This window comes from Cupriavidus sp. P-10 (assembly GCF_003402535.2).
Lineage (GTDB): Bacteria > Pseudomonadota > Gammaproteobacteria > Burkholderiales > Burkholderiaceae > Cupriavidus.
On record NZ_AP025170.1, the window covers coordinates 2,955,355 to 2,974,989 of the forward strand.

Here is a 19,635-nt window from a genome sequence, read left to right on the forward strand (position 1 = left end):
ATGAAAAAACTGATCGCTGCTCTGGTTGTCGGCCTGTTCGCCACCGGCGCCTTCGCCCAGGCTTCGGCACCTGCCGACGCTGCAGCGCCCGCGGCCACCAAGGAGGCCCCGAAGGCCGCCAAGAAGAAGACCAGCCACAAGAAGAGCACCCACAAGAAGGCCGCCACGGCTTCGGCCCCGGCCGCACAGTAAGCCGCCGGCGTTCCCTGCCGGCCATGCGCCGGCGGATGAAAGGCAGGCTGCCACCAGGCGCCTGCCTTTGTTGTTTTGGCCGTCGCCAATCCATCGGGGCGGCCCGTGCGCTATGCTTGCGGCTGCCGTCCGCGCCCTTCCCGACCTGAACACCATGTCCTTCCTGTCCAAGACGCCGTTGTCACGCTGCATCCGTACCGCCGCTGTGCTGGCCGCGCTGGCCGCCAGCCAGGCCCAGGCGCAAGCCGCGCTGCCGGTGGTGCCGCTGACCGCAGGCATGTACGCGATCCAGGCCGAGGTCGCCGCCACGCCGGCGGCGCGCGAACAGGGACTGATGTACCGCAAGAGCATGCCTGTCAACGGCGGCATGCTGTTCGTGTTCGAGCAGAAGGCCGGGCACTGCTTCTGGATGCGCAATACCGAGCTGCCGCTGTCGATCGCCTTCCTGGCCGACGACGGGACCATCGTCAATATCGAAGACATGGCGCCGCGCAGCGAGAACAACCACTGCCCGAAGGCGGCGATCCGCTATGCGCTGGAAATGAACCAGGGCTGGTTCGCTCAGAAGGGCATCCGCGCCGGCGCGAAGATCAGCGGGCTGCCGCAGGCGCGCTGAGCGCCGCGGCGGCAAGCGTGGCCGGCATGGGCGCCGGCCTGGATGGAATTCCCCTTGGGATTCCCCCTTGGGATTCCGCTCAGTCGCGGAAGTTGTTGAAGTCCAGCGGCGCTTCGGACACGTCCTTGCGCAGCAGGGCGATCACGTTCTGCAGGTCGTCGCGCTTGGTGCCCGACACGCGCACCGCGTCGCCCTGGATGCTGGCCTGCACCTTGATCTTGCTGTCCTTGATCATGCGCACGATCTTCTTGGCCAGGTCGCCGGTCACACCCTTCTTGATGGTGATGACCTGCTTGACCTTGTCGCCGCTGATCTTGTCGGTCTTGCCATAGTCCAGGAAGCGCACGTCGACATTGCGCTTGGCCATCTTGTTGATCAGCACGTCCTTCACCTGGTCCAGCTTGAAATCGTCGTCGGCAAAGGCGGTCAGTTCGTTTTCCTTGTGCTCGACCCGGGCGTCCGAGCCCTTGAAATCGAAGCGAGTCGAGATTTCCTTGTTGGATTGCTCGACGGCGTTCTTCACCTCGACCATGTTCGCTTCGCACACTACGTCAAACGACGGCATTGCATTCTCCTTGTGATCCATATGCCCGGAAGGCGCCGTTGGCGACGCCTTCCGTATAATTCAGGCCTACCTCGCAGCCAGGGGCCGCAACGCTCACCACCAGCGGCGGCCGCGTCACCTATCCCCTTGCATGGCAGATTTCCACGAATTTTATCCCCTGCGCCGCCACAATACATTCGGATTCGATGCGCGCGCGCGCTTCGCCGTCCATGTGCGCAGCGAAGCCGACCTGACCGAGGCTCTCGCGGACCCGCGCGCCAATGGCCTCCCGCTGGTGGTGCTGGGTGGCGGCAGCAATGTGGTGCTGACGCGCGACCTCGACGCGCTGGTGCTGCTGATGGAGGTTCCGGGCTACCAGGCCGAGGATGCCGATGACGCCTGGCTGGTCACCGCCGGCGCCGGCGAGAACTGGAATGCGCTGGTCAACCGCACCATTGCCGACGGCATGCCTGGGCTGGAAAACCTGGCGCTGATCCCCGGCACCACAGGCGCGGCGCCGATCCAGAATATCGGCGCCTACGGGGTGGAACTGCGCGACCGCTTCGAAGGCGTGCGCGCCTATGACCGCCATGCCGGCGTATTCGTCTGGCTGGACCTGCGCGCATGCGGCTTCGGCTACCGTGACAGCCTGTTCAAGCAGGCCGGCGCCGGCCGCTACATCATTACCTCGGTGACGCTGCGCTTGCCCAAACACTGGCAGCCGGTACTGTCTTACGGCGAACTGGCGCGCGAGCTGGCAGGCAAGCCAGCCCCGGATGCCGCGCCGGATGCCGCCATGGTGCGCGACGCGGTGGTGGCGATCCGCACGCGCAAGCTGCCCGACCCCGCGCAGATCGGCAATGCCGGCAGCTTCTTCAAGAACCCGCTGGTCAGCGCCGAGCAGCGCGATATGTTGCTGCAGGCCAATCCCGACCTGGTCAGCTATCCCCAGCCGGACGGCAGCTACAAGCTAGCCGCCGGCTGGCTGATCGACCGCTGCGGCTTCAAGGGTGTCAGCGACGGCCCGGTGGGCGTCTATGGCAAGCAGGCGCTGGTGCTGGTGCACCACGGCGGCGGCACCGGCGCGATGCTGCTGGCACTGGCCAACCGCATCGCGGATACCGTCGAAGCGCGCTTCGGTGTGCGGATCGAGCCCGAACCGGTGGTACTGTAGGCGGCTGCCTGCCGATGCCGGCGATCAGCCGAAGTGGCAGACGTAGTCCAGCGTCTCCAGCACCTCGATGTCGAAGCTGCTGTTGCCCGGCACGTTGAACTGCTGGCCCGCGCCGTAGGTCTGCCAGTCTTCTGCGCCAGCCAGGCGCACGCGGCAGCTGCCGCCATTGATTTCCATGATTTCCGGGGCGCCGGTGTTGAACGTCAGCGAAGCCGGGAAAATCACGCCCAGCGTCTTGCGGGTGCCGTCCGGGAACAGCACGGTGTGGCTCACGCACTTGCCGTCGAAATACAGGTTGGCTTTCTTGACGACCGATACGTTGTCGAACTGGCTCACTTCCATCTCCTTCACTGTCTTGAAAAGCACGTAAAAAGAGGGGCCATCGCGGCCCCTCCCCTGTTCACTCCGCGCGCGCTCAGTAGCGGCCGCAGAGCAGGAATTCCATCAGCGCCTTCTGCACGTGCAGGCGGTTTTCCGCCTCGTCCCAGACCACGCTCTTGGGGCCGTCGATCACGGCGGCCTCGACTTCCTCGCCGCGGTGCGCCGGCAGGCAGTGCATGAACAGCGCGTCGGGCTCGGCGCGGTCCATCATCGCGGTGGTCACCATCCAGTCCTTGAAGGCACGCTTGCGGGCTTCGTTCTCGGCCTCGAAGCCCATGCTGGTCCAGACGTCGGTGGTGACCAGGCTCGCGCCCTGGCAGGCGGTGAGGGGATCTTCGAAGACCTTGACCAGGCTGGCGGCGGACGCCGGCACCATGGCCGGATCGAGCTGGTATCCCGGCGGCGCCGAGAAATTGAAGGTGAAGCCCAGCCGTTCGGCTGCCTGGATCCAGGTGTAGGCCATGTTGTTGGCATCGCCGATCCACGCCACGGTCTTGCCGCGGATGCTGCCGCGCTGCTCGATGTAGGTGAAGATATCGGCCAGCACCTGGCACGGGTGGTATTCGTTGGTCAGCCCGTTGATCACCGGCACGCGCGAGTGCGCGGCAAAGCGGTCGATGATGTCCTGGCCAAAGGTGCGAATCATGATGATGTCGACCATGCGCGAGATCACCTGCGCCGCATCCTCGATCGGCTCGCCGCGGCCCAGCTGCGAGTCGCGGGTGTTCAGGAACACCGCATGGCCGCCGAGCTGGTGGATGCCAGCTTCGAACGACAGGCGCGTACGCGTGGAATTCTTCTCGAAGATCATGGCCAGCGTGCGGTCATGCAGCGGGTGCCAGGTCTCGTAGTTCTTGAACTTGGCCTTCAGGATCCGCGCGCGGTCCAGCAGGTACTCGTACTCGTCGGGAGTGAAGTCGCTGAACTGGAGGTAATGCTTGATCGGGGTTGGGCTCATAAAACAAAGAAGGCGGCTCGGTGGGGACGCGCCGTCACGAAGTGTTCATGACCTGAGCGCGCCGCGGAGCCGCCTTTCGCGTCGCATACGCAATTTAACTGCAAGAATCATAAGGGATTATTTCTGCTTTGCCCAGCCCGGGACAACCCGTGACAGGCGCCGTGCAAACCGCGTTGACAGGTTCCTGACAGGATTCGGCCCTTATGCGCAAGTCTTATATAAGATATAATACTGGCTGATTCACGCGGGGCCCCGGCATACCCATGCCGCTGCGCGCCGCCGGCATCAAAAGTGCCCCCGCAGACACCGACGCCCCGCCTTCCCGGCCGGAAAAAGCGCGAACCAAACGCGCCCCAGCCGCGTCAAACGGGCGCCCGTTTCCGCGGGTTTAACCGTCGAGTCGTCGCCTCACCCGCAGTGTCCAGCCTCATGAACCCCAACGTTCGCGAATACTTTATCCAAGGCATTACCAAGGAAGGCAAGACCTTCCGCCCGAGCGACTGGGCCGAACGACTGTGCGGCGTGATGGCGCAGTTCCGCCCCGAAGGCGACACCGGCGACCCCCGCCTGACCTATTCCCCTTACGTGCGTCCCATCTTCGCCGGCAACGTCAAATGCGTGGTGGTGGATGTGCGGCTGCGCGACATCGAACCCAAGGCGCTGGATTTCGTGCTGAACTTTGCGCGGGACAACAACCTGCAGTTGGTCGAGGCCTGCTCGCTCGAATGACATCGGCATGAGGCGCCGGAAAAGCTGGCGCCGGAAAAGCAAAAAGCTCGTCGGATGACGAGCTTTTTTGTCTGGCGGAACCTGGGTTCCGCCGCTGCCGGGCCGCCGAGGCGACCCACGCAACAATCAGGCGGCAGCCATGGCCTTGATGGCGGCCGACAGGCGAGACTTGTGACGTGCAGCCTTGTTCTTGTGCACGATCTTCTTGTCGGCGATGCTGTCGATCACAGCTTGCGAGTTCTTGAAGACCTCGGCTGCGGCAGCCTTGTCGCCGGCGTCGATAGCCTTGCGGACGGCCTTGACGGCGGTGCGCAGACGCGAGCGCAGGCTGGAGTTGTGAGCGTTCTGGGCAACGGCCTGGCGGGCGCGCTTGCGAGCTTGTGCGGAATTTGCCATTTCGAAATTATCCTGAATTCAGATGCGTGCCGCGGGGGACACAACAATTAAGTCATATCGAGCGACCCGGGATGCACTGACACACGAATCCGGAACGCAACTGTCCTTGTGAATCGGCGATTATACACAGAGACTGACTCGCCGCGCAAGGCTGCTGGGACTTTGCAGGCGCGTGCGGGGCCTGCGGCGGGCGATCCGTATAATATGCGCCACATCGCGCCGGTGCGCGTGGCGAGCCGGCAACTTTACCGCGTTGCCCACGTCTGATAGGCGTCCTGGGTGCCTCGCCCGGCGCACGCCGCCCGGCGGCACGCGCCCGCACCGATCCACCGTCCCGCTCCGATCCACACCTTGAACCTGCTCAAAGCGCTCGCCACTATCAGCAGCCTGACGATGCTGTCGCGCATCACCGGCCTTGTGCGCGAGATACTGATCGCTCGCGCCTTCGGCGCGTCGGAGATGACCGACGCGTTCAACGTCGCCTTCCGTATCCCCAACCTGCTGCGCCGCATCTTCGGCGAGGGCGCGTTCTCGCAGGCCTTCGTGCCGATCCTGGGTGAATACCACGGCAAGCGTGGCGAGGAGCAGACCAAGGCGCTGATCGACGCGGTCGCCACGGTGATGACCTGGGTGCTGATGGCAGTGTCGCTGCTCGGCGTGATCGGTGCGCCGCTGGTAATGACGGCGGTGGCCACGGGCTTCCGCGGACAGAGCGAGACCTATACCGCCGCGGTTTTCATGACGCGGGTGATGTTCCCGTACATCGGCCTGATTTCGCTGGTGGCGCTGGCCTCGGGCATTCTCAACACCTGGCGCAAGTTTGCCGTGCCGGCGTTCACGCCGGTGCTGCTGAACCTGTGCCTGATCGTGGCCGCCCTGTTCGTCGGCCCGCACATGGACCAGCCGATCTACGCGCAGGCGTGGGGCGTACTGGTCGGCGGCGTGCTGCAGCTGGCGATCCAGGTACCCGCGCTGCGCCGCCTGGGTATGATGCCGCGCCTGGGCTTCAATGTGCGCGCCGCCTGGTCCGATCCCGGCGTGCGCCGCATCCTGCGCCAGATGGGACCGGCGCTGCTGGCGGTATCGGTCGCGCAGGTCAGCCTGATCATCAATACCAATATTGCCTCGCACCTGGCCGCGGGCAGCGTCTCGTACCTGACCTATGCCGACCGCCTGATGGAATTCCCGACCGCGCTGCTGGGCGTGGCGCTGGGCACGATCCTGCTGCCCAGCCTGTCGAAGGCCAGTGCCACGGAAGACCACGCCGAGTACTCCGGCCTGCTCGACTGGGGCCTGCGGCTGACCTTCCTGCTGGCGGTCCCCTGCGCGGTGGGGCTGTTCGTGTTCGGCGCGCCGTTGACCGCGGTGCTGTTCCACTACGGCAAGTTCGATGCGCACGCCGTCGAGATGACGCGCCAGGCGCTGGTGTCGTACGGCACCGGCCTGCTCGGGCTGATCGCCATCAAGATCCTGGCCCCCGGCTTTTATGCGCGACAGGACATCCGCACTCCGGTCAAGATTGCGCTGCTGGTGCTGGTGATCACGCAGGCATGCAACGTCGCGTTCGTGCCGTGGCTCGGCCATGCCGGGCTGGCGCTGTCGATCAGTGCCGGCGCCACCATCAATGCGCTGCTGCTGTTCTTCGGCCTGCGCCGGCGCGGCCTGTACAAGCCGGCGCCGGGCTGGTGGCTGTTCCTGGCACAGTTGGGTACCTCGGTGCTGCTGTTGTCGGGCATGCTGCTGTGGTTTACGCGCAACTTCGACTGGATCGGCCTGGGCGCCACGCCGCTGCTGCGCATCGCGCTGCTCGCGTCGTGCCTGGTACTTGCAGCGGTGGTCTACTTCGGTACACTGTGGCTCATGGGACTGCGCTATTCCGCCTTCAAGCGGCGCGCCGCCTAGGCGTGGTGACCCACGCTACGCGCGGCGCCCCTGGCCGCACCGGGAATCCGATATGACATCCACCAAAGTCCTGGATTACTTCGCCAGCCTCGTGGCCGACGAAAACGGCATCCCGCTGACCGAGACCGCACTCTCCATCGCACAGGATGCCTATCCGGACCTGGACCTGCAGGCTGAGCTGGCCGCACTGGACGTTCTGGCGCTGCGCCTGAAGCGGCGGATCGCTGAAGGCACCCCGGCAATCCAGCGACTGCGCCTGCTGAACCATTTCTTCTATCGCGACCTCGGCTTCGGCCCGAACGCGAACGACTACTACGATCCGGACAACTCGTACCTGAATGTGGTGGTACGGCAGCGGCGCGGCATCCCGATCTCGCTGGCGGTGCTGTTCATGGAACTGGGCCAGCAGATCGGCTTGCCGCTCAAGGGGGTGTCGTTCCCCAATCATTTCCTGCTGCGCATGACCATCCCGGCGGGCGAGGTGATCCTGGACCCGCTGACCGGCGAAACCCTGTCGAAGGAGCAGCTGCAGGAAATGCTGGACCCGTACCTGGAGCGCGAAGGCATCACCGATTCCGGCCAGGTGCCGCTGGGCCTGTTCCTGCGCGCGGCCAGCCATCGCGAGATCATCGCGCGCATGCTGCGCAACCTGAAGGCGATCTACCTCCAGGAGTCACGCTGGCAGCGGCTGCTGGCCGTGCAGAACCGCCTGGTGATCCTGCTGCCGGGTTCGATCGAGGAAGTGCGCGACCGCGGGCTGGCGTATGCCAACCTGGAGTGCTTCCGGCCGGCGCTGGCCGACCTGGAAGCGTATGTGCTGGCGCGCCCCGATGCCGCCGATATCGGCCAGATCCGCGAGCGCATGCCGGCACTGCGCATGATGAGCCGCACCCTCAACTGACGAGGCTGCGTCCGAGACTACAGGCGGTTCAGCGCTCCACGCGCGTGGGCCGGCGGCGATTGCCGCGCACCAGTTTCCACAGCCCGCCCAGCACCAGCGGCACCACCGCGGCGCCGATCCCCGCCAGCACGATCAGGTTCAGGTACTGCTTGATGAACGGCAGGTTGCCGAAGAAGTAGCCGGCAAAGACCAGGCCGACCACCCAGGCGACCGCGCCGAGCACATTGAACAACTGGAAGCGTGCGAAGGTCATCTGCGACACGCCCGCGACGAACGGCGCGAAGGTACGCACGATGGGCACGAAGCGCGCCATCACCAGGGTCTTGCCGCCATGCCGCTCGTAGAAATCATGTGTGCGGCGCAGCGCATCCTGGTCCAGGAAGCGCCACTGGTGGTCGAACACCTTGGGTCCGATCCAGCTGCCCACCCAATAGTTGACGGTATTGCCGGTGATGGCCGCCACCAGCAGCAGGCCCACCAGCGCCCACTCGTTCATGGCGCCGGTCGCGCAGAAGGCGCCGGCGATAAACAGAAGCGAGTCGCCCGGCAGGAACGGCAGGACCACCAGCCCGGTTTCGGCGAACACGATCAGGAACAGGATGGCATAGACCCAGTGGCCATACTGCTCGATGACGGTGCCGAGGTATTTGTCGACATGAACCAGCATGTCGATGAGCTGCAAAGCGAATTCCAAGTCGTTCCCCGTTATGGTTTGGTTGACTGCACAGAAGTCCACGCGGCGCATGCCGCCTTTGCCTGAATCATACAAGAGCCGGCGCGCCCCTCCGCCACTTGTCACGGGCTGGTGGGCGCCGACTCTGCGTGGACGGCCACGTATAATCGCCGGATGCCTGATTCCGCCCGCCAAAGCCCCCTTCGCACTACCCAGCTGCCGCGCCCGATCCGTCCGTTGCCGGACCAGCTCATCAGCCAGATCGCCGCCGGCGAAGTGGTGGAGCGCCCGGCCTCGGTGGTCAAGGAGCTGCTGGAAAACGCGCTGGACGCCGGTGCCTCGCAGCTGGGCATCCGGCTGGAAGAAGGCGGCGTGCGGCGCATCGTCATCACCGACAACGGCTGCGGCATCCCTGCCGCCGAGTTGCCGGTGGCGCTGATGCGCCACGCCACCAGCAAGATTGCGTCGCTCGACGAACTGGAATCGGTACTGACACTGGGTTTCCGCGGCGAGGCGCTGGCCTCGATCGCTTCGGTATCCCAGCTTGCGCTGACCAGCCGCACCGCGGCCGATGCCCATGCCACGCAGGTCAGTGCCGATACCGGCACCGTACAGCCGTCGTCTGGCGGGGTCGGCACCTCGGTTGACGTGCAGCACCTCTACTTCAACACGCCAGCGCGCCGAAAGTTCCTGAAATCGGAACAAACCGAGCTGGGGCATTGCCTGGAGATGGTGCGCCGGGTGGCGCTGGCGCGGCCCGACGTGGCCATCTCGGTCCACCACAACGGCAAGCCGCTGGAGCACTGGAACGCCGGCGACGTCGCCACCCGCACCGCGCAGGTGCTGGGCGGCGACTTCGCGCGGGCGCGGCTGCCGCTGGACGAACAGGCCGATGCGCTGCACGTGTACGGCTTTGCCGGCCTGCCCACCGCGTCGCGCGGGCGGCCCGACCAGCAGTACTTCTTCGTCAACGGGCGCTTCGTGCGCGACAAGCTGCTCAACCACGCGGTGCGCAGCGCCTACCAGGACGTGCTGCACGGCGACCGCTTCCCGTCATACGTGCTGTGCCTGGACCTGCCGCCGGAGATGGTCGACGTCAACGTGCACCCGTCCAAGATCGAAGTGCGCTTCCGCGAATCGCGGGCGGTGCACCAGTTCATCTATCACGCGGTGCAGCGCAGCCTGGCACGCCAGGCCGGCGAGAAGGGCGACAGCCTGCATACCGATGACGACGGCGAGATCCGGCTGCCGGCCGCGGCAGCTTCTGGCGCGCGACCGCCGTTCGGCGGTGGTGGTGGCAGTGGCAGTGGCAGCGGTGGCCAGTGGGTCAATTACTCGGCGGCGCGGCAGACCGAGCTCGGCATCGCACAGCCACGCCAGGCCTACCTCGGCATGGTGCGCGACGCGACCGCGCCAGCGCCGCGTCCTTATGGCGTGGCCGGTGGCGGCTTTTCCGGTGGCGGCTTGCCCCGCGCTTCGGCTCAGCCGCCCGCCTGGCTGGCCGATGCGCAGGCCGCGCGCGCCGACGAGCCGCCCGGCCTGCTCGACCGCCTGCCACAGGCCTCCACCGACGCGGCAGACGCCACTGACGACCACCCGCTTGGCTACGCCATCGCCCAGCTGCACGGCATCTATGTGCTGGCGCAGAATGCGCGCGGACTGGTGCTGGTGGACATGCACGCCGCGCACGAACGGATCCTGTACGAGCAGATCAAGGCCGGCCTGGATGCGCGCGACCTGGCCGTGCAGCCACTGCTGATCCCGGTCACGCTGCCCGCCAGCCCGGTCGAGATCGGCGCGGCAGAGGAGCACCAGGAAACGCTGACGCTGCTCGGCTTCGACATCACGCCGGTATCGCCAACCACGCTGGCAGTGCGCGCCGTGCCCGCGCTGCTGCAACAGGCCGACGCCGAAGCACTGGCGCGCGACGTGCTGCGCGACCTGCACGCCTACGGCGGCTCGCGCGTGCTGGCCGAGCGCCGCAACGAACTGCTGGCCACGCTCGCCTGCCATAGCGCGGTGCGCGCCAACCGCAAGCTCACCATCGAGGAAATGAACGCGCTGCTGCGCCAGATGGAGCAGACCGAGCGCGCCGACCAGTGCAACCACGGCCGCCCGACCTGGGTGCAGCTGACCGTGACCGAGCTGGACCGGCTGTTCCTTCGCGGCCAGTAAGCTGCGCACTCCACCGATTCGCACCGATTTGCACCGACCTGCCGACGATGTCCGCCGTACCTGACGATTCCACCACGCTTCCGCCCGTGGTCTGCCTGCTCGGGCCCACCGCCTCGGGCAAGACCGCCGCCGCGCTGGCGCTGGCGGCCGACGCGCCGGTGGAGATCATCAGCCTGGACTCCGCGCTGGTGTACCGCGAGATGGACATCGGCACGGCCAAACCCACGCCTGAGGAACTGGCCGCTGCGCCGCACCACCTGGTCGACATCATCGACCCGGCCGACAGCTATTCCGCCGCGCAGTTCGTCACCGATGCCGAGCGCCTGATCGGCGAGATCCGCGCGCGCGGCAACGTGCCGCTGATCGTGGGTGGCACCATGCTCTACTACAAGGCGTTGACGCAGGGGCTGAACGACCTGCCGCAGGCCAACCCCGCCGTGCGCGCCGAACTCGACCAGCTTGCCGCGGAACAAGGCTGGCCGGCGCTGCACGCCATGCTGGCGCAAGTCGACCCCGTTACCGCGGCGCGCCTGGCGCCCAACGATGCGCAGCGCATCCAGCGCGCGCTGGAAATCCACCGGCTTTCCGGCCAGCCGATGTCGGCGCTGCTGGCCCGCCAGGCCGAGGGCCGCACCTTTGCCGGCGCCGCCGACCAGCGCTACCGCGTGATCGCGCTCGAGCCCTCGGACCGGCTGGCACTGCATGCGCGCATCGCGCAGCGCTACGACGCCATGCTGGCCAGCGGCTTTCTCGACGAAGTCCGCCGCCTGCGTATGCGTGACGACCTCCATCCGGGGCTGCCGTCGATCCGCTGCGTCGGCTACCGGCAGGTGTGGGAATACCTCGACGGCGAGTGCGACTACGACACCATGCGCGAGCGCGGCATCGCCGCCACGCGCCAGCTGTGCAAGCGCCAGCTGACCTGGCTGCGCAGCACGCCGGAGCGGCTGGTGGTGGACTGCCTGGCGCCAGGCTATGTCGACGAGGTGCGCAAGCTGGCGGAGTTCGGCCGCTGACGGCAATGTGATGCGCAGGCGATAATCGCGGATCCTGCTCTTCCCGATCGCCAGACATGTCCAGACCCGCCTTCACCCTGCGCCCCGCCACCGCTGCCGACAGCGAAACCCTGTTCAACCTGATCTTTGCGCTGGCCGAGTACGAGAAGCTGACGCATATCGTCGAAGCCACCCCGCAAAAGATCCAGGAAGCCCTGTTCGGCGCCACGCCGCACGCCGAGGCAGTGCTGGTCGAAGTGGAAACTGAAGTCGAAACCGGCGGCGCACCCAGGGCGGTCGGCTTCGCCCTCTTCTTCCATAATTTTTCCACCTTCCTCGCCAGGCCCGGCCTGTACCTGGAAGACCTGTACGTCGACCCGGCCTGGCGTGGCCACGGCCTGGGCAAGGCCTTGCTGCAGCACCTGGCCGCGCTGGCGGTCGAGCGCGGTTGCGGCCGTTTCGAGTGGTCGGTGCTGGACTGGAACCAGCCGTCGATCGATTTCTACCAGGCCATGGGCGCCGACGTGCTGCCCGACTGGCGCATTTGCCGCGTGACCGGCGACGCGCTGGCCAAGCTGGGCCAATCGAAGTAAATCCGCCGGCGCGGCAACCGGTCCACCACCGGTGTTATACACTTGACGGCAAGCCGCCATACAATGACGGCACCGAATGTCTTTTTTTCGGACCACCCGCGCCGACCCGCCATGCCACGAACCAAAACCGACCAGCCTGCCGCGCCCGCGCTGGGCAACGCCAATGAAGCCGATGCGGACAACGCGCGCGGTGCATCGGTAGAGGAAATCGCCGACCGCATCCTGACCGCGATCTGGGAACACCGGCTGCCGCCCGGCACCAAGCTGGTCGAGGAAAAACTGGGCGGCGTGTTCGGCGTCAGCCGCACCAAGGTGCGGCTGGCCTTTGGCAAGCTGGCCCACGAGGGTGTGCTGACCGTGCACCCGAACCGCGGCACCTTTGTATCGAGCCCGAGCGTGGCCGAAGCGCGGCAGGTGCTGCATTCGCGCCGCCTGCTCGAACCGGCGCTGGTGCGCGACCTCGCCGGCGCGATCGGTCCGGCGGGGCTGCAGGCGCTGCGCGCGACCACGCGCGAGGAAGCGCAGGCGCGCGACAGCAACGACCGGCGCGCCATCATCCGGCTGTCCGGCGAATTCCATTGCAGGCTGGCGGAACTGACCGGCAACCAGTATCTCGGCAAGTACATGCGCGAGCTGTGCTCGCTGACGTGCCTGATCATCGCGCTGTATGACGCCCCGGGCGTGCCCTCGTGCCCGCATCACGAGCACGACGATATCGTCGATGCGCTGGAAGCCGGCGATGGCGAGCGCGTGGCGCGGCTGATGGACGAGCACCTCGGGCATGTCGAGAGCACGCTGCGGCTGGAATTGCCGGCTGAAGAGAAAGTGGACCTGGAAGCGGTGTTCGCCGCGGTGTAAGGCCGGCGTCATTCCCGCGGCGCGCGGGAATGACGCGGTGGTGACAAGGTGGTGATAGCCCGCTCAGCGGTGCTCGATGCGCGCCGCCAGCGCCTGCGCCAGGCCGATCGTCGGCTTGGCACCCGGACGACGGAACGTTCCCGCCGTGGCCTTGCGCGGCTGCAGCGCAACCAGCGCCTCTGCCTGCTTGACCGCGGCGGCCATCTGGTCGACCACCGGCACCGGGATACGGTCGCGCACGCGCGCGGCAAGGCCCGCCAGCGGTGCGCCGGCCAGGATCACCACATCGGCCTCGTCTTCCACCACGGCGCGGTTGGCCAGCTCCACCAGCACGGCTTCCTTTTCTTCCTGCACGTCCGATACCGAGGCAAAGCTGCCGTCGAGCATGCGGATCCCGGCCAGCCGGCCGCGCAAGCCATGCATGTCCACGCACTCCTCGTACCACGGCCCGAGCGCGCGCGCGAAGGTAACGATCGAGAAGCGCCGGCCCAGCATGCAGGCCGACAGCATGGCCGCCTCGGCCATGCCCACCACCGGCAGGTCAAACAGTTCGCGCGCGCCCATCAGGCCGGGATCGCCAAAGGCGGCGATGATCGCTGCGTCGAATTCCGTGTGGCGCTCCGCCAGCATCTCCAGCGCGATGGCGCCGCCTATCTGCGCCTCGGCGCGCGTGGCGATATAGGGCACGCCACGGCTGGCGGTCAGCGGCACCAGCTCGGTGCCGGGCGCTGCCACCGGCGTGGCCGCGGCCATCAGCCGCGCGGTGATGCCTTCGCTGGTATTGGGATTGAGGACAAGGATTCGCATATCGTTGTTATCCGTGGTTCCGTAGTTTTCCGAAGTTAGCCATTGGCGACGCCGGGCCGCGCCGCGAGCACGCGTTCGGCAAGCCTGGCGGCGGCCAGCACGGTGCGGTCGGCGCCGCGCGGGCCCGCAATCTGCAGGCCCACCGGCAGGCCGTCGCGGCCGCTGCCGCAAGGCACCGAGATGGCCGGGGCCAGCGCATGGTTGAAGAAAGGGGTGAATACCGCATGGGCGCGCGGCTCGACGGCAACGCCGCCGATCCGTTCCGGGCCGAGCCGGTCGTTGCGCCACGCCACGCACGGCGTGGTCGGGCACAGCAGCAGGTCGTAGCGGGTAAAGAATTCCGCCATGGCCAGCGCGATCTGGTGGCTGGCTTCGCGCGCGCGCGCCACGTCGGCGCCGGTCCACGCCAGCCCACGCTCGATCTGGCGCGCGACGTCGGGATCGAACACGTCCGGATCGCGGCGCCAGGCTTCGCCGTAGAGATTGGCCAGCCCGACATGCTGCAGCGGCATCAGCGCTGCCTCGTCGGCGCCCTGCGGCCAGACCGGATCGGCCAGCTCGATGCCCAGGCCGGCAGCCTGCAGCCGCGCCACCGCGTTCGCGCAGGCCTCGGCGACGTCATCGTCGACCGGCGTATCGAAGCCCAGCCGCGGGCTCATAGCGATCCTGAGCGTATGCAGCGGGCGCTCGGCTGCCAGGCTGAAGCCGAGCGTATCGGGATCGCGCGCATCGGCGCCGGCCAATACCTCGAACATCAGCGCCGCATCGCTCACGGTACGCGTGATCGGCGCGATCACCTGGATGCCGTTGAAGGCGTGCGCAAAGCCGACCGCGTCGGGGATCGCGCCGTAGGACGGCTTGAAGCCGACCACGCCGGCGTGCGCGGGCGGGCGCCGGCTGGAGCCGCCGCCATCGGTGCCCAGCGCCAGCGGCGCCATGCCGGCGGCCACTGCCACTGCGCAGCCGCCGGACGACCCGCCAGCGGTCAGCGTGGCGTCGAGCGGATGGTGCGTCAGGCCGTAGACCTTGTTGGTGGTCAGGCCCTTGCAGGCGAATTCCGAAGTATTGCCCATGCCGAGCACGATCGCGCCCGCGCGGCGCAGGCGCTCGACGGCAATCGCATCGGCCGGGGCGATAAAGTCGCGGTACAGCTGCGAGCCCTGCGTGACGCGGCGGCCCTGGCTCCAGATCACGTCCTTGACGATCACCGGCACGCCCGCCAGCAGCGGGCGCTCGCCCTGCGCCAGCCGCGCGCGCAACTGCGCCAGGTCGGCATCGATGAGTTCCTGGCGTTGTTCGAAGACGGCGTTGAGCTGCTCGTTGCGCGCCGCGATGCGGGCCTGGAACGCGGCCACCACCTCGGCGGGATCGAGGCGGCCGGCGGCCACGCGGCCGGCGATGGCGGCGGCGTCCAGGCTGTTGGTCAGTTCCATATCGGCAGTGTCGGTCAAATCATCGGAAATGCCAGGCCGCACCGTCACAGGCTGCCGCCCGAGGTGCGGTAGCGTGGCCGCGCCATCTCCGGCAGCGCGCACGGCAGGAACTCGCCATGGCCGGCCTCGGCGCGCACTTCGCCCTCATGCGCGACGACCTTGCCGCGCACCAGCGTGGTCACCGGCCAACCGGTCACGCGCAGCCCTTCATACGGCGTGTAGTCGACCGCGTGGTGCAGGTCGGTGTTGCGGATCTGCACTTCGCGCTGCGGGTCCCACAGCACCAGGTCGGCGTCGGCGCCGATGGCGATGGTGCCCTTGCGCGGATGCAGGCCGTACAGCTTGGCGGGATTGGTCGAGGTCAGCGCCACAAACTGGTTCACCGAGATGCGCCCGCCGTTGACACCCGCCGAGAACAGCAGCGGCAGGCGGGTTTCCAGGCCCGGGATGCCGTTCGGGATGTACTGGAACGGCACCTCCTTGCCACCGGGCTTCTTGCCCTCGGGGTCTTCGTAGCGGAACGGCGCGTGGTCGGATGAGAAGATCGTGAACAGGCCGTCGGCCAGCCCGTCCCAGATCACCTCCTGGTTGCTGCGGTCGCGCGGCGGCGGGCTGCAGACGCACTTGGCGCCGTGGTAGCCGGGTTGATCCAGGTCCTCGGCGGTCAGGAACAGGTATTGCGGGCAGGTCTCGGCAAAGATCTTCATGCCGCGGTTGCGGGCCCAGCGGATCTGCTCCACCGCTTCCTTGCCGGAGACGTGGACGATCAGGATCGGCACGTCGACCAGCTCGGAGAACGTGATGGCGCGGTGCGTGGCCTCGCGTTCGATCGCCATCGGCCGGGCCAGCGCATGGAAGCGCGGCGCGGTGTTGCCGGCGGCCTCCAGCTTGTCGGTCAGCCACGCGATGCAGTCGGAATTCTCGGCGTGCACCATCACCAGCGCACCTTCCTGGCGCGCCACCGACAGCACCTCGAGGATCTCGCGGTCGTCGAGCTTGAGGTCGTCGTAGGTCATGTAGATCTTGAACGACGAATAACCCTCGCGGATCAGCCCCGGCAACTCGTCCTGCAGCACGGCATGGGTCGGGTCGGCAACGATCAGGTGGAAAGCGTAGTCCACCACCGACTTGCCGCCGGCGCGACGATGGTAGTCGTCCACCGCCGCGCGCAGCGAATGGCCCTTCTCCTGCGCGGCAAACGGGATCACGGTGGTGGTGCCGCCGCATGCGGCCGAGACTGAGCCGGTGCGGAAATCGTCGGCCATCCTGAGGCCCTCCGGCATGGGCTGGTCCAGGTGGCAGTGCGCATCGACGCCGCCGGGCAGCACCAGCTTGCCGCTGGCGTCGATGACCTGCGCGGCTTCGCCCAAGTCCAGGCCGAGCTGCACGATGCGGCCGCCGTTGACGGCGATGTCGCATTGCATGGTGTCGCTGGCGGTCACCACGGTGCCGTTGCGGATGATCAGGTCAAACTGTTTCACGATGTTCGTCACGTAAGGAAATTGGGGGGCGCGCGCGGCGCGCCCGGGGCTGTATTCAGCGGTCTGCGTCGGACAGGTGCATGCGCGCGGTTTCGCGTGCGGCGGCCGCGGCGACTGCGATCAGCGCGCACACCACCGCCAGGTAGATCGCCACCGGCGCCGTGCTGCCGTAGCGGTCGAGCAGGCCCACCGCGATCAGCGGGGCCAGTGCGCCGCCGAACACGCCGGCGAACTGGAAGCCGAGCGAGGCACCGGTGACGCGCACCCGGGTGGCAAACAGCTCGGGGAGGAACGAGGCCAGCGGCGAGAACATGAACGACACCAGCACCATGCCGACGAACGAGGCCAGCATGATCAGGGCCGGGCTGCCGGTCTTGATCATGGCGAAGAAGACAAAGGCCCACACCGCGCCGCCGATGCCGCCGATCATCAGCACCGGGCGGCGCCCGATGCGGTCAGCCAGCAGGCCGGCGACCGGGATGAACAGGATCTGCGCCACCGCGCCCAGCAGCACCGCATTGAGCGCGATGCTCTTGGGCAGGCCCAGCTTGGTCGGCACGAAGTACAGCAGGAACAGCGTGAATACGTAGAAGGCGATATCGCCGCCCAGCCGCGCACCGAACGCGATCAGCAGCTGCTTCTTGTAGTTGCGCAGCACTTCCATGATGGGTGCGCGCGCTTCGGCATGCGATTCCTCCAGCTTCTCGAACATGCCGGATTCCTGCACGTTGGAGCGGATGTAGAGCCCGACGCCGACCAGCAGCGCCGACATCAGGAACGGCACGCGCCAGCCCCAGCTGAGAAACGCTTCTTCCGATACCTGCCACGTCACCAGCGCGAACACGCCGTTGGCCAGCAGCAGGCCGATCGGCGCCGCCAACTGCACCAGGCTGCCGAGGATCCCGCGCCGCTTACCTTCGGGATCGAGCTCGTTGACCATGATCGCCGCCCCGCCCCACTCGCCGCCCAGCGCCAGGCCCTGCACCACGCGCAGCAGCACCAGCAGCAGCGGCGCCAGCGCGCCGGCCGCGGCGTAGGTCGGCAGCAGGCCGATGCCGAAGGTGGCCAGGCCCATCATCAGCAGCGTGATGATCAGGATCGACTTGCGGCCCATCTTGTCGCCGAAGTGGCCGAAGATCGCCGCGCCCAGCGGCCGCGCCACGAACGCCACGCCATAACTGGCGAACGACAGCAGGGTCGCGGTCAGCGGGTCGCTCTGCGGGAAAAACAGCTTCGGGAAGACCAGCGCTGCGGCCGATCCGTAAATGAAGTGGTCGTAGAACTCCAGCGTGGTGCCAGCAAGGCTGGCCCCGGCGACGCGCGCCACTGACTGTTTCTGGGCCGACGCGCCTTTTTCCGCGGCGTCGATGCTGACTGCTTGCATGGTGGTCCTCCAATGGTCCCTGGCCTTGCCCGCTGCGCAACCGTCTCCGGCTGCGCGCTGGGGTGTCTCCGGACGGGGCATGCGTGTGCCTCGCCTTTGCTCAGTACATTAGGCCATAAACCGCCATACAATCAAGCAAAATATTGTTTGTCAGGAATGGTGCATATGCATGCTGGATTTTGGTGCGATGCACGAACGCGGGGATCGGACAGCAGAAGAGCCGGCTCGTCGGTACTGACTGGGGTAAACACCTATGCGTCGCGCTAGGGACAAAAAAAACGGCGCATGCCCGAGGCATGCGCCGTTTTCCGTGTGAAACGCTGGGGTCGCGTCAGACCACGATGGTCTGGGCCTCGCCCTCGGCACGTTCGCGGATCTCACCGATCTGCCACACGGCTTCGCCGGCGGCCTGCAGGTGGCGGATGGCGCGTTCGGCGTCTTCCTTGGCCACGATCACGACCATGCCAATACCGCAGTTGAACACGCGATGCATTTCGTCGTCGGCCACGCGGCCCTGCGCCTGCAGCCACTGGAACAGCGGCGGCAGCGTCCAGGCATCGCGCTGCAGCACGGCGGTCACGTTCTGCGCCAGCACTCGCGGCACGTTCTCGGTCAGGCCGCCGCCGGTGATGTGGGCCATGCCCTTGACTGGCAGGGTCTCGATCAGCGACAGCAGCGGCTTCACGTAGATGCGCGTCGGCGCCATGATCGCGTCCTGCAGGCGCTGGCCGTGGAAGTCGGCATTGAGGTCCGGCTTGGCCACCTCGATGATCTTGCGCACCAGCGAGTAGCCGTTGGAATGCGCACCCGACGAAGCCAGGCCCAGCACCACGTCGCCCGGGGTGATCGTGCTGCCGTCGATGATCTTCTTCTTCTCGACCGCGCCGACGGCAAAGCCGGCCAGGTCGTATTCGCCGTCCGGGTACATGCTCGGCATTTCGGCGGTCTCGCCGCCAATCAGCGCGCAGCCAGCCAGTTCGCAGCCGCGGGCGATGCCCTGGATCACGGTGGCGGCGGTGTCGACGTCCAGCTTGCCGCAGGCGAAGTAGTCCAGGAAGAACAGCGGCTCGGCGCCCTGCACCAGGATGTCGTTGACGCTCATCGCGACCAGGTCCTGGCCGACGGTGTCATGCCGGTTCAGCTGGAATGCCAGCTTGAGCTTGGTGCCCACGCCGTCGGTGCCCGACACCAGCACGGGCTCCTGGTACTTTTTCGACAGTTCGAACAGTGCGCCGAACCCGCCGATGCCGGCCATCACGCCTTCGCGCATGGTGCGCTTGGCAAACGGCTTGATGCGGTCGACCAGCGCGTCGCCCGCATCGATGTCAACACCGGCGTCGCGGTAGGAAAGGCCGGCCTGGCCGTCGGTCGGGGATGCGCTCATGGGAACCTGCTTGTCCTGGAGGAATAAAGGGAGGAACTAAAGTAACGAATACGGCGCTC

Annotated in this window: 20 protein-coding genes; 10 read left to right on the plus strand and 10 right to left on the minus strand. The window is 67.0% G+C overall.

Translation table 11 applies throughout. From position 1 onward, the window contains the following. Window positions 1-192 (plus strand): hypothetical protein, encoded by a 192-nt coding sequence (locus tag CTP10_RS13585; protein ID WP_116318048.1) that lies wholly within the window; start codon window positions 1-3, stop codon window positions 190-192. 154 nt (window positions 193-346) lie between these two features. Beyond that, complete coding sequence (locus CTP10_RS13590; protein WP_116318267.1) at window positions 347-808, plus strand: DUF192 domain-containing protein; 462 nt, start codon at window positions 347-349, stop codon at window positions 806-808. Window positions 809-887: 79 nt separating this feature from the next. Here the strand turns inward: CTP10_RS13590 and CTP10_RS13595 are convergent, their stop codons facing one another. Beyond that, window positions 888-1,373, minus strand: a complete 486-nt coding sequence (locus CTP10_RS13595) for a YajQ family cyclic di-GMP-binding protein (protein ID WP_116318049.1) — start codon at window positions 1,371-1,373, stop codon at window positions 888-890. Between the two features lie 130 nt (window positions 1,374-1,503). On the opposite strand from CTP10_RS13595, the gene murB reads away from it, so the two are divergent. Further along, entirely contained in the window at window positions 1,504-2,526 is a 1,023-nt protein-coding gene (gene murB / locus CTP10_RS13600) for a UDP-N-acetylmuramate dehydrogenase (protein ID WP_116318050.1), read from the plus strand. A 24-nt stretch (window positions 2,527-2,550) separates the two neighbouring features. Here the strand turns inward: murB and ppnP are convergent, their stop codons facing one another. Together ppnP and argF are read right to left on the minus strand one after the other, a co-directional pair. Continuing rightward, window positions 2,551-2,862 (minus strand): pyrimidine/purine nucleoside phosphorylase, encoded by a 312-nt coding sequence (gene ppnP, locus CTP10_RS13605; protein WP_116318051.1) that lies wholly within the window; start codon window positions 2,860-2,862, stop codon window positions 2,551-2,553. Between the two features lie 79 nt (window positions 2,863-2,941). Next, a complete protein-coding gene (gene argF, locus CTP10_RS13610; protein WP_116318052.1) occupies window positions 2,942-3,865 on the minus strand; it encodes an ornithine carbamoyltransferase in 924 nt (307 codons plus the stop codon). A gap of 429 nt (window positions 3,866-4,294) precedes the next feature. Between argF and CTP10_RS13615 the strand changes: the two genes are divergently transcribed. Continuing rightward, complete coding sequence (locus tag CTP10_RS13615) at window positions 4,295-4,594, plus strand: DUF3579 domain-containing protein (protein ID WP_063240208.1); 300 nt, start codon at window positions 4,295-4,297, stop codon at window positions 4,592-4,594. 126 nt (window positions 4,595-4,720) lie between these two features. Here the strand turns inward: CTP10_RS13615 and rpsT are convergent, their stop codons facing one another. After that, a complete protein-coding gene (gene rpsT / locus CTP10_RS13620) occupies window positions 4,721-4,990 on the minus strand; it encodes a 30S ribosomal protein S20 (protein ID WP_063240209.1) in 270 nt (89 codons plus the stop codon). 351 nt (window positions 4,991-5,341) lie between these two features. On the opposite strand from rpsT, the gene murJ reads away from it, so the two are divergent. Together murJ and CTP10_RS13630 are read left to right on the plus strand one after the other, a co-directional pair. Then, the gene (gene murJ / locus CTP10_RS13625; protein ID WP_116318053.1) at window positions 5,342-6,892 is read left to right on the plus strand and encodes a murein biosynthesis integral membrane protein MurJ; all 1,551 of its coding nucleotides are present in this window, start codon (window positions 5,342-5,344) and stop codon (window positions 6,890-6,892) included. Between the two features lie 52 nt (window positions 6,893-6,944). Next, a complete protein-coding gene (locus tag CTP10_RS13630; RefSeq protein WP_116318054.1) occupies window positions 6,945-7,793 on the plus strand; it encodes a SirB1 family protein in 849 nt (282 codons plus the stop codon). Window positions 7,794-7,821: 28 nt separating this feature from the next. Here the strand turns inward: CTP10_RS13630 and CTP10_RS13635 are convergent, their stop codons facing one another. Continuing rightward, the gene (locus tag CTP10_RS13635; RefSeq protein WP_116318268.1) at window positions 7,822-8,475 is read right to left on the minus strand and encodes a VTT domain-containing protein; all 654 of its coding nucleotides are present in this window, start codon (window positions 8,473-8,475) and stop codon (window positions 7,822-7,824) included. 165 nt (window positions 8,476-8,640) lie between these two features. Between CTP10_RS13635 and mutL the strand changes: the two genes are divergently transcribed. From mutL to CTP10_RS13655, 4 genes are all read left to right on the plus strand, one after another. Beyond that, the gene (gene mutL, locus CTP10_RS13640) at window positions 8,641-10,641 is read left to right on the plus strand and encodes a DNA mismatch repair endonuclease MutL (protein ID WP_116318055.1); all 2,001 of its coding nucleotides are present in this window, start codon (window positions 8,641-8,643) and stop codon (window positions 10,639-10,641) included. A 47-nt stretch (window positions 10,642-10,688) separates the two neighbouring features. Further along, window positions 10,689-11,657 (plus strand): tRNA (adenosine(37)-N6)-dimethylallyltransferase MiaA, encoded by a 969-nt coding sequence (gene miaA / locus CTP10_RS13645; protein ID WP_116318056.1) that lies wholly within the window; start codon window positions 10,689-10,691, stop codon window positions 11,655-11,657. Window positions 11,658-11,713: 56 nt separating this feature from the next. Beyond that, entirely contained in the window at window positions 11,714-12,229 is a 516-nt protein-coding gene (locus CTP10_RS13650; protein ID WP_116318057.1) for a GNAT family N-acetyltransferase, read from the plus strand. Window positions 12,230-12,340: 111 nt separating this feature from the next. After that, entirely contained in the window at window positions 12,341-13,087 is a 747-nt protein-coding gene (locus tag CTP10_RS13655) for a GntR family transcriptional regulator (RefSeq protein WP_116318058.1), read from the plus strand. Window positions 13,088-13,150: 63 nt separating this feature from the next. On the opposite strand, the gene CTP10_RS13660 is transcribed toward CTP10_RS13655, so the two are convergent. The 5 genes from CTP10_RS13660 to purM form a co-directional block, all read right to left on the minus strand. Further along, on the minus strand, window positions 13,151-13,894 hold the full coding sequence (locus tag CTP10_RS13660) for an aspartate/glutamate racemase family protein (protein WP_116318059.1): 744 nt from the start codon (window positions 13,892-13,894) through the stop codon (window positions 13,151-13,153). A 35-nt stretch (window positions 13,895-13,929) separates the two neighbouring features. Continuing rightward, the gene (locus tag CTP10_RS13665) at window positions 13,930-15,327 is read right to left on the minus strand and encodes an amidase (protein ID WP_116318269.1); all 1,398 of its coding nucleotides are present in this window, start codon (window positions 15,325-15,327) and stop codon (window positions 13,930-13,932) included. A 44-nt stretch (window positions 15,328-15,371) separates the two neighbouring features. Continuing rightward, entirely contained in the window at window positions 15,372-16,808 is a 1,437-nt protein-coding gene (gene hydA, locus CTP10_RS13670) for a dihydropyrimidinase (RefSeq protein WP_116318270.1), read from the minus strand. A gap of 55 nt (window positions 16,809-16,863) precedes the next feature. Beyond that, window positions 16,864-18,192 (minus strand): MFS transporter, encoded by a 1,329-nt coding sequence (locus CTP10_RS13675; RefSeq protein ID WP_116318060.1) that lies wholly within the window; start codon window positions 18,190-18,192, stop codon window positions 16,864-16,866. A gap of 331 nt (window positions 18,193-18,523) precedes the next feature. Then, entirely contained in the window at window positions 18,524-19,576 is a 1,053-nt protein-coding gene (purM, locus tag CTP10_RS13680) for a phosphoribosylformylglycinamidine cyclo-ligase (protein WP_116318061.1), read from the minus strand. Between the last annotated feature and the right edge of the window lie 59 nt (window positions 19,577-19,635).

Coding starts and splice junctions, on each gene's coding strand:
- CTP10_RS13585 (WP_116318048.1), top strand. CDS start 1: ATGAAAAAACTGATCGCTGCTCTGGTTGTCGGCCTGTTCGCCACCGGC.
- CTP10_RS13590 (WP_116318267.1), top strand. CDS start 347: ATGTCCTTCCTGTCCAAGACGCCGTTGTCACGCTGCATCCGTACCGCC.
- CTP10_RS13595 (WP_116318049.1), bottom strand. CDS start 1,373: ATGCCGTCGTTTGACGTAGTGTGCGAAGCGAACATGGTCGAGGTGAAG.
- murB (WP_116318050.1), top strand. CDS start 1,504: ATGGCAGATTTCCACGAATTTTATCCCCTGCGCCGCCACAATACATTC.
- argF (WP_116318052.1), bottom strand. CDS start 3,865: ATGAGCCCAACCCCGATCAAGCATTACCTCCAGTTCAGCGACTTCACT.
- CTP10_RS13615 (WP_063240208.1), top strand. CDS start 4,295: ATGAACCCCAACGTTCGCGAATACTTTATCCAAGGCATTACCAAGGAA.
- rpsT (WP_063240209.1), bottom strand. CDS start 4,990: ATGGCAAATTCCGCACAAGCTCGCAAGCGCGCCCGCCAGGCCGTTGCC.
- CTP10_RS13630 (WP_116318054.1), top strand. CDS start 6,945: ATGACATCCACCAAAGTCCTGGATTACTTCGCCAGCCTCGTGGCCGAC.
- mutL (WP_116318055.1), top strand. CDS start 8,641: ATGCCTGATTCCGCCCGCCAAAGCCCCCTTCGCACTACCCAGCTGCCG.
- miaA (WP_116318056.1), top strand. CDS start 10,689: ATGTCCGCCGTACCTGACGATTCCACCACGCTTCCGCCCGTGGTCTGC.
- CTP10_RS13650 (WP_116318057.1), top strand. CDS start 11,714: ATGTCCAGACCCGCCTTCACCCTGCGCCCCGCCACCGCTGCCGACAGC.
- CTP10_RS13655 (WP_116318058.1), top strand. CDS start 12,341: ATGCCACGAACCAAAACCGACCAGCCTGCCGCGCCCGCGCTGGGCAAC.
- CTP10_RS13660 (WP_116318059.1), bottom strand. CDS start 13,894: ATGCGAATCCTTGTCCTCAATCCCAATACCAGCGAAGGCATCACCGCG.
- CTP10_RS13665 (WP_116318269.1), bottom strand. CDS start 15,327: ATGGAACTGACCAACAGCCTGGACGCCGCCGCCATCGCCGGCCGCGTG.
- CTP10_RS13675 (WP_116318060.1), bottom strand. CDS start 18,192: ATGCAAGCAGTCAGCATCGACGCCGCGGAAAAAGGCGCGTCGGCCCAG.
- purM (WP_116318061.1), bottom strand. CDS start 19,576: ATGAGCGCATCCCCGACCGACGGCCAGGCCGGCCTTTCCTACCGCGAC.